This window comes from Serratia sp. 121840015-1 (genome assembly GCF_053627655.1).
This window is the reverse complement of record NZ_JBSEYF010000008.1, coordinates 1-13,519: the sequence shown is the minus strand read 5'-3', so window position 1 is coordinate 13,519 and position 13,519 is coordinate 1. Positions and strand designations below refer to the sequence as shown.

The window sequence follows — 13,519 nt, the reverse complement described above, 5'->3', positions numbered from 1 at the left end:
GAATAGATCATGCAAAACCAAGGCATCAAAAAAATCGTTCTGGCGTACTCCGGCGGCCTGGATACCTCGGCCATCATTCCATGGCTGAAAGAGAACTACGGCGGCTGTGAAGTGGTGGCGTTCGTGGCGGACATCGGTCAGGAGCGCAGCGATCTGGAAGGCGTGGAGCAAAAAGCCCTGCAGTCCGGTGCCTCTGAATGTCACGTGGTGGATCTGCGTGAAGAATTTATCCGCGATTACGTTTATCCGGTGCTGCAGACCGGCGCCCTGTACGAAGGCAGCTACCTGCTGGGCACGTCGATGGCGCGGCCGATCATCGCCAAGGCGCAGGTCGAGCTGGCGTTGAAAGTGGGCGCCGACGCGCTGTGCCACGGTGCGACCGGCAAAGGCAATGACCAGGTGCGTTTCGAGACCACCTACACCGCGCTGGCGCCGCAGCTGAAAGTGGTGGCGCCGTGGCGTGAGTGGAACCTGCGTTCCCGTGAAGCGCTGTTGGATTACCTGAAAGAGCGCAACATTCCGACCACCGCGTCGCTGGAAAAAATCTACAGCCGCGATGAAAACGCCTGGCACATCTCCACCGAAGGCGGCGTGCTGGAAAGCCCGTGGAATGCGCCGAACAAAGATTGCTGGGTATGGACCGTCGATCCGCAGGAAGCGCCGGATCAGCCTGAGCAGGTGACCGTTACCGTTGAGAAAGGCCGCGTTGTGGCGGTTAACGGTAAAGCGCTGTCGCCTTACCAGTGCCTGGAAACCCTGAACGCGCTGGGTGCCAAGCACGGCGTCGGCCGTATCGACATCGTGGAAAACCGCCTGGTGGGCATCAAATCCCGCGGCTGCTATGAAACCCCGGGAGGCACCATCATGGTGGCGGCGCTGCGCGCCGTCGAACAGCTGGTGTTGGATCGCGACAGCTTCAAATGGCGCGAGCAGCTGGGCCTGGAGATGTCCTATGTGGTGTACGACGGCCGCTGGTTCGCGCCGCTGCGCCGCTCGCTGCAGGCTTCTGCCGAAGCGCTGGCGGAAGAGGTGAACGGCGAAGTCGTGCTGCAGCTGTACAAAGGCCAGGTGACGGCGACCCAGAAGAAATCGGCCAACAGCCTGTACTCCGAAGAGTTCGCCACCTTCGGCGAAGACGAAGTTTACGATCACAGCCACGCGGGCGGCTTTATTCGCCTGTTCTCTCTGTCTTCACGCATCCGCGCGTTGAACGAGAAAAAGAATAAATAATCGATTGGCGTGACTCTGCAAGGGCGCAGCATGCTGCGCCCTTTCGCATAAAAATTCAGGAGTAAGATATGGCACTTTGGGGTGGACGGTTCACTCAGGCGGCGGATCAGCGGTTCAAGCAACTCAACGATTCGCTGCGGTTCGATTATCGCCTGGCGGAGCAGGATATCGTGGGCTCGGTGGCCTGGTCGAAGGCGCTGGTGACCGTTAACGTGTTGACGGCAACGGAGCAACAGCAGCTGGAGCAGGCGCTGAATGCGCTACTGACGGAGGTCCAGGCCGACCCTTTGGCGATCGTCCAAAGCGATGCCGAAGACATCCACAGCTGGGTGGAGCAGAAGCTGATCGAGAAGGTCGGTGATTTGGGCAAGAAGCTGCACACCGGCCGCAGCCGCAACGATCAGGTCGCGACCGATCTGAAGCTGTGGTGCAAACAGCAGATCGGCGATCTGCATCAGGCGATCGTCCAGCTGCAGCAGGCGCTGGTGGAGACCGCCGAAGCCAACCAGGATGCGGTGATGCCGGGGTATACCCACCTGCAACGCGCGCAGCCGGTGACTTTCGCGCACTGGTGCCTGGCCTATGTCGAGATGCTGGCGCGCGATGAGAGCCGTCTGCAGGATACCCTGAAACGGCTGGACGTCAGCCCGCTGGGTAGCGGCGCGCTGGCCGGCACCGCTTATCCTATCGATCGCGAGCAGCTGGCCGGCTGGCTGGGCTTCGCCTCGGCGACCCGCAACAGCCTGGACAGCGTATCCGATCGCGATCACGTGCTGGAGCTGCTGTCCAACGCCGCCATCAGCATGGTGCACCTGTCGCGCTTCGCCGAAGATCTGATCTTCTTCAACAGCGGCGAAGCGGCGTTTGTCGAGCTGTCCGACCGCGTGACCTCCGGCTCTTCGCTGATGCCGCAGAAGAAAAACCCGGACGCGCTGGAGCTGATCCGCGGTAAGTGCGGCCGCGTACAGGGCGCGCTTACCGGTATGATGATGACGCTGAAAGGCCTGCCGCTGGCGTACAACAAAGACATGCAGGAAGACAAAGAAGGGCTGTTCGACGCGCTCGACACCTGGATGGACTGCCTGCAAATGGCGGCGCTGGTGCTGGACGGCATCCAGGTGAAACGCCCGCGCTGCCAGGAAGCGGCGGAGCAGGGCTATGCCAATGCCACAGAGCTGGCGGATTACCTGGTCGCCAAGGGCGTGCCGTTCCGCGAAGCGCACCACATCGTCGGCGAGGCGGTGGTAGAAGCGATTCGCCAGGGTAAACCGCTGGAAGCGCTGCCGCTGGCGGACTTGCAGCAGTTTAGCGCGACGATCGGCGACGACGTTTACCCGATCCTGGCGTTGCAATCCTGCCTGGACAAGCGTGCGGCCAAAGGTGGCGTCGCACCGCAGCAGGTGGCCGCGGCAATCGCCGCAGCGAAACAGCGTTTGGCCTGACGACGACAAGGGCGGCCCGGCGCCGCCCTTGAACCTTTACTCCGCCAGACGTGCACACAGATAGCGGTTCAGGCTCACGCCTTCCTCCATCGCGCCGAGCGCCAGCCGGCGATGCTGTTCCGGCGTCATGCGCAGCACCAGTTTTCCGCTGAAGTTCTTTTCCGCCAGCGCCTGCGGCGGCGTTTCGCCTTGCGCCAGCATATCGGCGATCGTTTCGCTCACGACTTTTTCGATACCCTCCAGTGCGCCGGTACGCGTGGCCGCCAGCCAGGACAACGAGGGGAATTCGGCGCACAGCCCGACATATTCACGATCTTCCGCTGACCAGGTGATGCGATAGGTATAGTGTTCATGCCTTTCCATGTTCTTCCTCCATTCTGGCTCCTTTCTTTATTTTAGTATCAATATTGGTATCACTTCAATGTTGAAGTATAAAAAATGAGCGCAGAAGGGCCGTGAGGCAAGAGGAGGGAGGAAAATGTGGAAAGTGCTGCGCAAGAAAACCGGGCCTGAAGGCCCGGTGGGGATGAACGGAGAATAAGAGGTTATTCGCCCGGGCAGCGCTGGCAGCGCTCGATTTCGGCCGTGCCGAGTTTGAGCTTCGCCTGCAGATCGCGCAGCGCGGTGCGCAAGCCTTCTTCGATCACCGGATGATAGAACGGCATGTCCAGCATCTGATCGACGGTCATCTGCTGCTGGTGCGCCCAGGCCAGCAGGTGTGCGATGTGTTCGGCGTCCGGGCCGATCATTTCCGCGCCGAGGAAACGGCCGGTGCCTTGCTCGCCGTAGACGTGCAGAATGCCTTTGTTGCGCAGCATCACCCGCGAGCGGCCCTGATTCTCAAACGAGACGTTGCCCACTTCAAAGCAGCCGCAGGCGCTGAACTTCTCGCTCAGCTCGCGGAAGGTTGAGCCGACCATGGCGATCTGCGGATCGGAGAACACCACCGAAATCGCGCTGCGGCGCAGGCCCGGATTGATCTCCGGGAAGCTGCCGGCGTTGGCACCGGCGATGCGTGCCTGATCGCTGGCCTCATGCAGCAGCGGCAGTTGGTTGCTGGCGTCGCCGGCGATGAAAATATGCGGCACGCTGGTTTGCATCGTCAGGCGGTCGGCCAGCGGTACGCCTCGGGCGTCAAGCTGTAAGCCGGTGTTTTCGAGGCCCAGCCGATCGACGTTGGGGCGGCGGCCGGTGGCGGCCAGCACGTAGTCCACCAGGATCTCCTGCGGTTGGCCCTGCAGGTCCCGATAGCGGATAAACACCTTGTCGCCTTCGCGCTGCATCATCTCTACCTTCACGTCGGCGTCGAGATAGAACTCTTCCCCCAGTGCTTTGGCGGCGTAGTCGCGCACGGCGCTGTCGGTGAGCGGCCCGACCGCGCCGCCGATGCCGAAGACCTTGGTGTCGACGCCGAGGCGGTGTAGCGCTTGCCCCAGCTCGAGCCCGATGACGCCGGGGCCGAATACCGCTACGGACTGCGGCAAATCATCCCAGTTGAACAGGTCGTCGTTGACGATCAGACGATCGCCCAGTTCGCTCCACGGCGCCGGCCAGCTGGGGCGGGAGCCGGTGGCGATCACAATGCGCTGCGCCACGATGCGCGTATGGTCATCGACCTGCAGCGTGTTGTCGTCGATAAAGCGGGCATAGCCCTGAATTTTGTCGCCGGCCGGGATCTCGTCCACGCCTTCCAGCACGAAACCGACGAAGCGATCGCGTTCGCGCTTGACGCGCGCCATCACTTCACGTCCGTCGATGCGGGTTTTACCGGTTGGGTGCACGCCAAAGCCCGGCGCGCGTTCGATTTGATGCACCGCTTCGGCAGCGGCGATCAGCAACTTGGATGGCATACAGCCAACGCGCGCACAGGTGGTGCCGTAAGGCCCGCCTTCGATCATCACCACGCTGGGGGTAGACCGTTTGGCCGCGCGATAGGCGCCGAGCCCTGCGGTGCCGCCGCCGATGACCGCGACATCAACGTTCAACAGTTTCATATCCGCTCCTGAAAGGTAAAAAAAGGGCGGGCCGTAGCCCGCCAAAGTTCACGTTGGCTTTGTTATTACTTATTAAGCTGACAGGAAAGTTTCCAGATCGTCGCTGCCACCGATGTGACGGCCGCCGATGAACACTTGCGGCACCGTGGCGCGGCCGCTGACGGCGCGCAGGCTGACGGTGGTGGCGTCTTTGCCCAGCACGATCTCTTCATACTGAATGCCGCGTTCTTGCAGCATCTGTTTGGCTTTGGCGCAGAATGGGCAGCCTGGTTTGGTGAACAGGGAGACCGACTCTTGCACTTTGAATTCCGGTGCCAGGTATTTCAGCATGGTGTCTGCGTCGGACACCTCAAACGGGTCGCCCGGTTTGTTCGGTTCGACGAACATTTTCTCGACCACGCCGTCGCGTACCAGCATCGAGTAGCGCCATGAACGAGGGCCAAAGCCCAGATCCGCTTTCTCGACCAGCATGTTCATGCCTTTGGTGAATTCACCGTTGCCGTCCGGCACAAAGGTGATGTTTTCCGCATGCTGATCGGCTTTCCAGGCGTTCATCACGAAGGTGTCGTTCACCGAGACGCACAGAATACCGTCGACGCCGTGCTGTTTGAATACGCTGGACAGCTCGTTGTAACGCGGCAGATGGCTCGAAGAGCAGGTCGGCGTGAACGCGCCCGGCAGCGAGAACACGATGACCGTTTTGTTTTTGAACAGGTCATCAGTGGTCACATCAATCCATTGGTCGCCCTGACGGGTGTGGAAAGTAACCTGAGGAACTTTCTTGCCTTCTTGACTGGTAAACATTGATTAACCCCTTAATTAGGAAAAGTAATTTTTAGCATTTAGCGCGATATCGCTTCGTTGGGACACATTATTGTCGCTGGGACTTGATAGATCTAATCGCTCATTGCTATCTTATCTATCGCCATGAGCTATCATGGAATGGAGGGAAACAATGAATATTCGTGATTTAGAGTATCTGGTCGCCTTGGCCGAGCACCGGCACTTCCGCCGTGCGGCCGATTCATGCCATGTGAGCCAGCCCACGCTGAGCGGGCAGATCCGCAAGCTGGAAGACGAGTTGGGCGTCATGCTGCTCGAGCGCACCAGCCGCAAGGTGCTGTTCACCCAGGCGGGTCTGTTGCTGGTGGAGCAGGCGCGTACCGTGCTGCGCGAAGTGAAAGTATTGAAGGAGATGGCCAGCCAGCAGGGCGAAGCCATGTCCGGGCCGCTGCACATCGGCCTGATCCCAACCGTGGGGCCTTATCTGCTGCCGCAGATCATCCCGACGCTGCACAAAACTTTCCCGAAACTGGAAATGTACCTGCACGAAGCGCAAACCCAGCAACTGCTGGCGCAACTCGACAGCGGCAAATTGGACTGCGCCATTCTGGCATTGGTGAAGGAAACCGAGGCGTTTATCGAAGTGCCTCTGTTCGATGAACCGATGAAGCTGGCGGTGTATTCCGATCACCCGTGGGCGCAGCGCGAGCGCGTGGCGATGCCGGATTTGGCGGGAGAGAAGCTGCTGATGCTGGAAGATGGCCACTGCCTGCGCGATCAGGCGATGGGCTTCTGCTTCCAGGCGGGCGCGGATGAGGATACCCACTTCCGCGCCACCAGTCTGGAAACGCTGCGCAATATGGTCGCGGCCGGCAGCGGCATTACCCTGCTGCCGTCACTGGCGGTGCCGCCGCAGCGCGAACGCGACGGCGTCTGCTATCTGGATTGCTACAAGCCGGAACCGAAGCGCACCATCGCGTTGGTGTATCGCCCCGGTTCCCCACTGCGCAGCCGTTATGAGCAGTTGGCCGAAGCGATCCGCGAGCACATGCAGGGCTACATCGACAACGCGTTAAAACAGGCGGTTTAAGCCGTTAAGCGCCGCCACCCGGTAGGCTTCGGCCATGGTCGGATAGTTGAAGGTCGTATTAACGAAATACTCGATAGTATTGCCTTCACCTTTCTGTTCCATGATCGCCTGACCGATGTGGATGATCTCCGCCGCACGCTCGCCGAAGCAGTGGATCCCGAGGATCTGCAGGGTGTCGCGATGGAACAGGATCTTCAGGCTGCCGACGTTCATCCCGGCGATCTGCGCGCGCGCCAGATGTTTGAACTGGGCGCGGCCCACTTCATACGGCACCTTCATCGCCGTCAGTTCCTGCTCGGTTTTGCCGACGGAGCTGATTTCCGGAATGGTGTAGATGCCGGTCGGGATATCTTCGATTAAGTGACCGCTGGCTTCGCCGGAAGCGATCGCTTGCGCGGCGATGCGGCCCTGATCGTAGGCGGCGGAAGCCAGGCTCGGATAGCCGATCACATCACCGACCGCGTAGATGTGCGACAGCGCGGTTTGGTACATGCTGTTCACCTTCAGCAGCCCGCGGCTGTCCGATTCCAGGCCGACGTTTTCCAACCCCAGCGAATCGGTGTTGCCGGTACGGCCGTTGGCGTACAGCAGGCAGTCCGCTTTCACCTTCTTGCCGGATTTCAGGTGTACGATCACGCCGTCTTCGGTGCCTTCAATCTTCTCGAACTCCTCGTTGTGGCGGATCACCACGCCGTTGTTCCAGAAGTGGTAAGAGAGCGAATCCGACATCTCCTGATCGAGGAACGCCAGCAGGCGATCGCGGGTGTTGATCAGATCCACCTTGACGTTCAGGCCGCGGAAGATAGACGCGTATTCGCAGCCGATCACCCCGGCGCCGTAAATGATCACGTGGCGCGGTTCATGGCTCAGCTCGAGAATGGAATCGCTGTCGTAGATGCGCGGGTGATTGAAATCGACGCTGGCCGGATGGTAAGGGCGCGAGCCGCAGGCGATCACGATGTGGTCGGCGCGGATGGTGTCCTGGGTGCCGTCCATGTAGCTGACGCTGACGGTGTTGGCGTCGATGAAGCGCGCGTCGCCGGCGAACAGTTTGCACTGGTTCCGCTCATAGAAGCCTTGGCGCATGCGGGTCTGCTGGCTGATGACGTTATCGGCGTGGCGTAAAATGTCAGGGAAGGTCGCGCTGAGCGTGCGCGAGTTGTTGTAAAGCGGGTTCTGGTTGAATTCGATAATGCGGCTGACGGCGTGGCGGAGGGCTTTGGAAGGGATGGTGCCCCAGTGGGTACATCCGCCGCCTACGTTGTTGTACCGTTCGATAACGGCCACGCGGGCGCCCTGTTTCACCAGCCCCATGGCGGCACCTTCACCACCAGGGCCCGAGCCAATCACAATGGCATCAAATTGATAGTGCTGTTGCATGTAGGAGAGACCTGTTTTTTTATACAAGATTACAACGGTATCTTAACATCATAGCGCTGCTCACCCAATCACCATTAGGCTTTTTGAGGCAAAGCACAATCGGCTCAGGGCGGAAGTGTGATAGAGCGCGTTAGTATAAATGCTGTTGCAATAAAATTTGCTATATTGCCGAGTCTAGGGCGTTAGACTGAGAGAATGGAACCTATCCGGATATGCATATGGGCGTCAGAGCACAACAAAAAGAACGGACTCGTCGTTCCCTGATCGAAGCCGCATTCAGCCAGCTGAGCGCCGAACGCAGCTTCGCCAGCCTGAGCCTGCGGGAAGTTTCACGCGAGGCGGGCATCGCGCCCACGTCGTTTTACCGCCATTTCCGCGATGTGGATGAGCTGGGGCTGACCATGGTGGACGAAAGCGGCCTGATGCTGCGTCAGTTGATGCGCCAGGCGCGCCAACGCATCGCCAAGGGCGGCAGCGTGATCCGCACTTCGGTGTCCACCTTTATGGAATTTATCGGCAACAACCCGAACGCCTTCCGCCTGCTGCTGCGCGAGCGCTCCGGCACGTCGGCGGCATTCCGTGCGGCGGTGGCGCGCGAGATCCAGCATTTCATCGCCGAACTGGCGGACTACCTCGAGTTGGAAAATCACATGCCGCGCAGCTTTACCGAAGCGCAGGCGGAAGCGATGGTCACCATCGTGTTCAGCGCCGGCGCGGAAGCGCTGGATATCGACGTCGAGCAGCGGCAGCAGCTGGAAGAACGGCTGGTGCTGCAGCTGCGGATGATCTCCAAAGGGGCGTATTACTGGTATCGTCGCGAACAAGAAAAAGCTTCTGTGTCCCACGTATAAAAAAGGTAAAAAATGATGGAAAAACCAGGCCGTGAAAATGGCACCTTACTGCTGGCGTTGATTGCCGGCCTTTCGATCAACGGTTCCTTTGCCGCGCTGTTCAGCTCAGTGGTGCCGTTTTCGATCTTCCCGCTGATCGCGTTGGTGCTGGCGGTGTACTGCCTGCATCAGCGTTACCTGAACCGCGCCATGCCGGACGGCATGCCGAAGCTGGCGGCGGCCTGTTTCCTGCTGGGGCTGCTGATGTACAGCGCCATCGTGCGCGCAGAATACCCGCAGATCGGTTCCAACTTCCTGCCGTCGGTCATCTGCGTGGCGCTGGTACTGTGGATCGGAGTCAAACTGAAGGCGCGCAAGGCGCCGGATGCGCCGACTCAAGAGTCGTAATGAAACGGGGCGCCATGATGGCGCCCCTGTCGTATCAGCAGCGCTTTTCCAGCAGCACGCCGCATTCCATGTGATGGGTATACGGGAACTGATCGAACAGCGCCAGGCGGCTGACCCGGTGCGTGGCCTGCAGCGTTTCCAGGTTGGCGCACAGCGTTTCCGGGTTGCATGAGATATACAGAATGCGCGGGTAGGCCTGCACCATCTTCACCGTTTCATCGTCCAGCCCGCTACGCGGCGGATCGACGAAAATCGTCTCGCAGTTGTAACCGCTCAGATCGATGCCCTTCAACCGGTTGAATTCGCGCACCCCGTTCATCGCCTGGGTGAAATCTTCCGCCGCCATGCGGATGATCTGCACATTGTCGATATGGTTGGCAGCGATGTTGTATTGCGCCGCCGCCACCGACGGTTTGGCGATCTCGGTCGCCAGCACGCGCTCGAAATTGCGCGCCAGCGCCAGCGAGAAGTTGCCGTTGCCGCAATACAGCTCCAGCAAATCGCCTTTGGAACCGGCGGTCACCGCCAGCGCCCATTCCAGCATCTGCACGTTCATGGCCGCGTTGGGCTGAGTGAAGCTGTTTTCCACCTGGCGGTAGATCATGTCGCGGCCGGCGACCGGCAGCACTTCGTCGACATAATCCTGGTCGAGCATGATTTTGGTCTTCGACGCCCGGCCGATCAGCTGCAGATCGAAACCCTGAGCGCGCAGTTCGTCACGCAGCTGCTCGGCGCGCCGTTGCCAAACGTCATCCAGCTTGCGGTGGTACAGCAGCGAGGCGATGATTTTGCCGCTTTGCGTCGACAGATAATCGATCTGGAACAGCTTGTGGCGCAGGATCGGTTCCGGTTTCAGCGCGGCGATCAGGGCGCTCATCAGGCGGTTGATCAGTTCGCTGGCGGCCGGGAACCGATCGACGCGAATACGCTGCTTGGTCTGCTGATCGAACATGATGTGGTACATGTCGTCCGCGTCGTGCCAGATGCGGAATTCGGCGCGCATGCGGTAGTGGTCGACTGGCGAGCGGAACACTTCCGGCTCGGGCGCCGCGAACGGTGACATCAACGTCTTCAGGCGGGCGACTTTCTCCGCCAGTTGGTCATCGTAACGTTCAATAGGCAAATTCTCGGGCGTCATGTGTGTCTTCTCGTCAGGCAAATTTGATCAGCGGGGATTGTAGGGAATCAGCCCGTGAAGTCCAGTTTTGTCGCGTTTATTATTTGTAACATTAGTAGCAGTCTAGACATCTATTTTCATTGATCGTAGCATTGCCGTCCGGCCTCAAGCAGCGAGTGAAAAGGGAATCCGGTGTGAATCCGGAGCTGACGCGCAGCGGTAAGGGGAAGTCACGGCGATAGCGTTTCGACGCAGACACTGTCCACTGCAGGATGGGAAGTCATCGCCCGTTGCCGGTCGCACCCCGCGGCCCGCAAATCCCAAGCCCGAAGACCTGCCGGTGTTACGTCGCAATGTCCGTGGCCGTCGCGAACTACCGGCCATGATCCTGCGGCATCCGCCAATTAAGTTTGGATGCTTTTCTCATGACAATTACAAAAAATACGCTGCTGGCGGTGGTCTCCTCCGTCACGGCTTTTTCTGGATGGGCGCAAGACAACACGACAGCCACGAATGGCGATAACCTGGTGGTGACCGCCAACCGCTTCCCGCAGCCGGTTTCTTCCGTGCTGGCGCCGACTTCTATCGTCACCCGTAACGATATCGATCGTTGGCAGGCCAAGAGCCTGACCGACGTGATGCGCCGTTTGCCGGGCGTGGACATCGGCCAAAACGGCGGGCTGGGGCAAAAGAGCTCACTGTTTATTCGCGGCACCAACTCCAGCCATGTCTTGGTATTGATCGACGGCATTCGCCTTAACCAGGCGGGCGTCAGCGGCTCTTCCGATCTCAGCCAAATCCCGATTTCGCTGGTGCAGAAAGTCGAATACATTCGCGGCCCGCGCTCGGCGGTGTACGGTTCCGACGCCATCGGCGGCGTGGTCAACATCATCACCACGCGTGAAAAGAACGGTACTACGCTCTCTGCAGGCGTCGGCTCCAACGGCTATCAGGCCTATGACGCGTCGACCCAGCAACAGCTGGGCGACAGCACCGTGGCGACGGTGGCAGGGAATTACACCTATACCAAAGGGTATGATGTGGTGGCCTATGGCAGCACCGGCATGCAAAGCCAGCAGGACCGCGATGGCTTTATGAGTAAGTCTCTGTATGGCGCGCTTGAGCACCAGTTCAGCGAATCGGTCAGCGGCTTTGTACGCGGATATGGCTATGACAACCGCACGGCGTACGATGGTTACTATTCCTCTCCGACCAGCCCTCTGTTAGATACTCGCAAACTGTACAACCAAACCTGGGATACCGGATTGCGTTATAAAGAAGGGATTTACGCAACACAATTGATCGGCAGCTACAGTCATAGCAAGGATTACGATTACGATCCTCGTCGCGGTATGTATGACAGTTCGGCCAGCTTGGTGGATTCCGAACAGTACAACCTGCAGTGGGGTAATACGCTGCAGGTTGGAGAGGGTACCGTAAGCTCTGGTGTTGACTGGCAGCAACAGAAAATCAAGCCGGACTCCACCACCGTGAAGGGTGAAAAAAGCCAACGTGATGCAGGCATCTACCTGACTGCGCAGCAACTGGTTGGCCCGGTAACGTTGGAAGGCGCGGTTCGAGGTGACGATCATTCCGAGTTTGGCTGGCACGGCACTTGGCAAACCAGCGCAGCCTGGGAATTCGTCGAGGGATACCGTTTTATCGCTTCGTATGGCACGGCGTTCAAAGCACCGAATATGAGCCAGCTATACGGCAATTTCGGCAACAATACCGATCTGAAACCGGAAGAAAGCAAGCAGTGGGAAGGCGGCTTTGAAGGACTGACCGGCCCGGTGACCTGGCGCATCTCCGGTTATCGCAACGACATCGACAATTTGATCGATTCCACGGGGGAAACCAACTACGTCTATTACAACGTGGGTAAGGCGACCATCAAAGGGATTGAAGCCACTGCCTCGTTTGATACCGGCCCGCTGACGCACCAGATTGGCTATGACTATGTCGATCCTCGCAACGCCAAGACCAATGAAGTGCTGCTGCGGCGCGCGAAACAACAGGTGAAGTATGAGCTGGATTGGCAGTTGTATGACTTTGACTGGGCGGTGACTTATCAATACCTGGGTCAACGTTATGACAAGGACTACAGTACCTATCCGGAGCAAAGCGTGAAACTTGGCGGCGTGAGCCTGTGGGATCTCGCAGTTTCGTATCCGGTCACATCTCATCTGACAGTTCGTGGTAGAATTGCCAACCTGTTTGATAAAGATTATGAGACGGCCTATGGCTACGCTACTCCAGGAAGAGAATACTACCTCACTGGAAGCTATACCTTCTAACAGCACCGCCACACCTCGCCCGACGGTGCTGGTTTTCGATTCCGGCGTCGGCGGGCTGTCGGTATATCAAGAGATTCGGCAGTTGCTGCCGGATCTCCACTATATATACGCTTTCGACAACGTGGCGTTCCCCTACGGCGAGAAGTCCGAAGAGTTTATCGTTGAGCGCGTGGTGGAGATTGTCGGCGCAGTGCAGCAGCGGCATCCTCTGGCGATTGTCGTCATTGCCTGTAACACTGCCAGCACCGTCTCTTTGCCGGCCCTGCGCGAGCGCTTCAGTTTCCCGGTCGTGGGCGTGGTACCCGCCATCAAGCCTGCCGCCCGTCTTACCGTCAATGGCATTGTCGGCCTGTTGGCGACTCGCGGCACCGTACAGCGCAGCTACACCCACGAACTGATTTCCCGTTTCGCTACCGACTGCAAGATTGAGCTGCTGGGCTCTTCAGAGCTGGTGGAGCTGGCGGAGGCCAAGCTGCACGGCGAAGCCGTGCCGCTACCGGTGCTGAAGAAGATCCTGCATCCGTGGCTGAGCATGCGCGAGCCGCCGGATACCGTCGTGCTGGGCTGCACTCATTTTCCTCTATTAGCTGAAGAGCTGATGCAGGTGTTGCCGGAAGGCACCCGGCTGGTGGATTCCGGTGCGGCGATTGCCCGTCGTACCGCCTGGCTCATCTCGACGCAGGAAAATCTGGTCTCGAGCCAGGAAGAGAATCTGGCGTATTGCATGGCGCTAAATGAAGATACTGACGCTTTATTGCCCGTTTTGCAGGGCTACGGCTTTAAATCGTTGAAAAAACTGCCGCTTTAACGGTGTTTTGGTTAAACATTCAACGGTCGGAAAAAATATTGAAAATAGGGGTTGCGGCCCGCCGAGAACTCCCTATAATGCGCCTCCACTGACCGGGAACAACGACTGACAAGCCGCCGGGTCAGCGAGAAGAAAGCGAA

Annotated in this window: 12 protein-coding genes and 1 riboswitch; of the genes, 7 read left to right on the top strand and 5 right to left on the bottom strand. The window is 59.0% G+C overall.

Annotation, left to right across the window (positions count from 1 at the left end):
- Positions 1 to 9: 9 nt before the first annotated feature.
- Positions 10 to 1,230, top strand: a complete 1,221-nt coding sequence (locus ACUXAC_RS24250; RefSeq protein WP_019452247.1) for an argininosuccinate synthase — start codon at positions 10 to 12, stop codon at positions 1,228 to 1,230.
- A 68-nt stretch (positions 1,231 to 1,298) separates the two neighbouring features.
- Positions 1,299 to 2,672: an argininosuccinate lyase gene (argH, locus tag ACUXAC_RS24245; RefSeq protein ID WP_043140965.1), complete on the top strand. Its 1,374-nt coding sequence runs from the start codon at positions 1,299 to 1,301 to the stop codon at positions 2,670 to 2,672.
- A 36-nt stretch (positions 2,673 to 2,708) separates the two neighbouring features.
- Here argH and ACUXAC_RS24240 read toward each other — a convergent pair whose 3' ends face one another.
- The 3 genes from ACUXAC_RS24240 to ACUXAC_RS24230 form a co-directional block, all read right to left on the bottom strand.
- Positions 2,709 to 3,035 (bottom strand): type II toxin-antitoxin system HicB family antitoxin, encoded by a 327-nt coding sequence (locus tag ACUXAC_RS24240; RefSeq protein ID WP_387445521.1) that lies wholly within the window; start codon positions 3,033 to 3,035, stop codon positions 2,709 to 2,711.
- Between the two features lie 182 nt (positions 3,036 to 3,217).
- Positions 3,218 to 4,666 carry a dihydrolipoyl dehydrogenase gene (locus ACUXAC_RS24235; protein WP_087762552.1) on the bottom strand — a complete coding sequence of 483 codons (1,449 nt, stop codon included), beginning with the start codon at positions 4,664 to 4,666 and terminating at the stop codon, positions 3,218 to 3,220.
- 72 nt (positions 4,667 to 4,738) lie between these two features.
- A complete protein-coding gene (locus tag ACUXAC_RS24230; RefSeq protein ID WP_019452251.1) occupies positions 4,739 to 5,470 on the bottom strand; it encodes a glutathione peroxidase in 732 nt (243 codons plus the stop codon).
- A gap of 151 nt (positions 5,471 to 5,621) precedes the next feature.
- Between ACUXAC_RS24230 and oxyR the strand changes: the two genes are divergently transcribed.
- Entirely contained in the window at positions 5,622 to 6,539 is a 918-nt protein-coding gene (gene oxyR / locus ACUXAC_RS24225) for a DNA-binding transcriptional regulator OxyR (RefSeq protein ID WP_033636422.1), read from the top strand.
- On the opposite strand, the gene sthA is transcribed toward oxyR, so the two are convergent.
- Positions 6,522 to 7,919, bottom strand: a complete 1,398-nt coding sequence (sthA, locus tag ACUXAC_RS24220; protein ID WP_004931047.1) for a Si-specific NAD(P)(+) transhydrogenase — start codon at positions 7,917 to 7,919, stop codon at positions 6,522 to 6,524. The two genes, oxyR and sthA, sit on opposite strands and share 18 nt — an antisense overlap.
- A gap of 218 nt (positions 7,920 to 8,137) precedes the next feature.
- On the opposite strand from sthA, the gene fabR reads away from it, so the two are divergent.
- The gene (gene fabR / locus ACUXAC_RS24215) at positions 8,138 to 8,770 is read left to right on the top strand and encodes an HTH-type transcriptional repressor FabR (protein WP_004931044.1); all 633 of its coding nucleotides are present in this window, start codon (positions 8,138 to 8,140) and stop codon (positions 8,768 to 8,770) included.
- A 15-nt stretch (positions 8,771 to 8,785) separates the two neighbouring features.
- Positions 8,786 to 9,157: a YijD family membrane protein gene (locus tag ACUXAC_RS24210; protein ID WP_049201879.1), complete on the top strand. Its 372-nt coding sequence runs from the start codon at positions 8,786 to 8,788 to the stop codon at positions 9,155 to 9,157.
- 34 nt (positions 9,158 to 9,191) lie between these two features.
- Here ACUXAC_RS24210 and trmA read toward each other — a convergent pair whose 3' ends face one another.
- Entirely contained in the window at positions 9,192 to 10,295 is a 1,104-nt protein-coding gene (trmA, locus tag ACUXAC_RS24205; RefSeq protein WP_141960515.1) for a tRNA (uridine(54)-C5)-methyltransferase TrmA, read from the bottom strand.
- 115 nt (positions 10,296 to 10,410) lie between these two features.
- A riboswitch (cobalamin riboswitch) is annotated at positions 10,411 to 10,630 on the top strand.
- Positions 10,631 to 10,699: 69 nt separating this feature from the next.
- On the opposite strand from trmA, the gene btuB reads away from it, so the two are divergent.
- Together btuB and murI are read left to right on the top strand one after the other, a co-directional pair.
- The gene (gene btuB, locus ACUXAC_RS24200) at positions 10,700 to 12,571 is read left to right on the top strand and encodes a TonB-dependent vitamin B12 receptor BtuB (RefSeq protein ID WP_225529607.1); all 1,872 of its coding nucleotides are present in this window, start codon (positions 10,700 to 10,702) and stop codon (positions 12,569 to 12,571) included.
- Positions 12,516 to 13,379: a glutamate racemase gene (murI, locus tag ACUXAC_RS24195; protein ID WP_060424947.1), complete on the top strand. Its 864-nt coding sequence runs from the start codon at positions 12,516 to 12,518 to the stop codon at positions 13,377 to 13,379. The genes btuB and murI overlap by 56 nt, the downstream gene beginning before the upstream one ends.
- The last annotated feature ends 140 nt before the right edge of the window (positions 13,380 to 13,519 follow it).

Bases quoted from the DNA above. Each gene is read 5' to 3' on its own strand.
- ACUXAC_RS24250 (WP_019452247.1), top strand. From the start codon at position 10: ATGCAAAACCAAGGCATCAAAAAAATCGTTCTGGCGTACTCCGGCGGC.
- argH (WP_043140965.1), top strand. From the start codon at position 1,299: ATGGCACTTTGGGGTGGACGGTTCACTCAGGCGGCGGATCAGCGGTTC.
- ACUXAC_RS24240 (WP_387445521.1), bottom strand. From the start codon at position 3,035: ATGGAAAGGCATGAACACTATACCTATCGCATCACCTGGTCAGCGGAA.
- ACUXAC_RS24235 (WP_087762552.1), bottom strand. From the start codon at position 4,666: ATGAAACTGTTGAACGTTGATGTCGCGGTCATCGGCGGCGGCACCGCA.
- ACUXAC_RS24230 (WP_019452251.1), bottom strand. From the start codon at position 5,470: ATGTTTACCAGTCAAGAAGGCAAGAAAGTTCCTCAGGTTACTTTCCAC.
- oxyR (WP_033636422.1), top strand. From the start codon at position 5,622: ATGAATATTCGTGATTTAGAGTATCTGGTCGCCTTGGCCGAGCACCGG.
- sthA (WP_004931047.1), bottom strand. From the start codon at position 7,919: ATGCAACAGCACTATCAATTTGATGCCATTGTGATTGGCTCGGGCCCT.
- fabR (WP_004931044.1), top strand. From the start codon at position 8,138: ATGGGCGTCAGAGCACAACAAAAAGAACGGACTCGTCGTTCCCTGATC.
- ACUXAC_RS24210 (WP_049201879.1), top strand. From the start codon at position 8,786: ATGGAAAAACCAGGCCGTGAAAATGGCACCTTACTGCTGGCGTTGATT.
- trmA (WP_141960515.1), bottom strand. From the start codon at position 10,295: ATGACGCCCGAGAATTTGCCTATTGAACGTTACGATGACCAACTGGCG.
- btuB (WP_225529607.1), top strand. From the start codon at position 10,700: ATGACAATTACAAAAAATACGCTGCTGGCGGTGGTCTCCTCCGTCACG.
- murI (WP_060424947.1), top strand. From the start codon at position 12,516: ATGGCTACGCTACTCCAGGAAGAGAATACTACCTCACTGGAAGCTATA.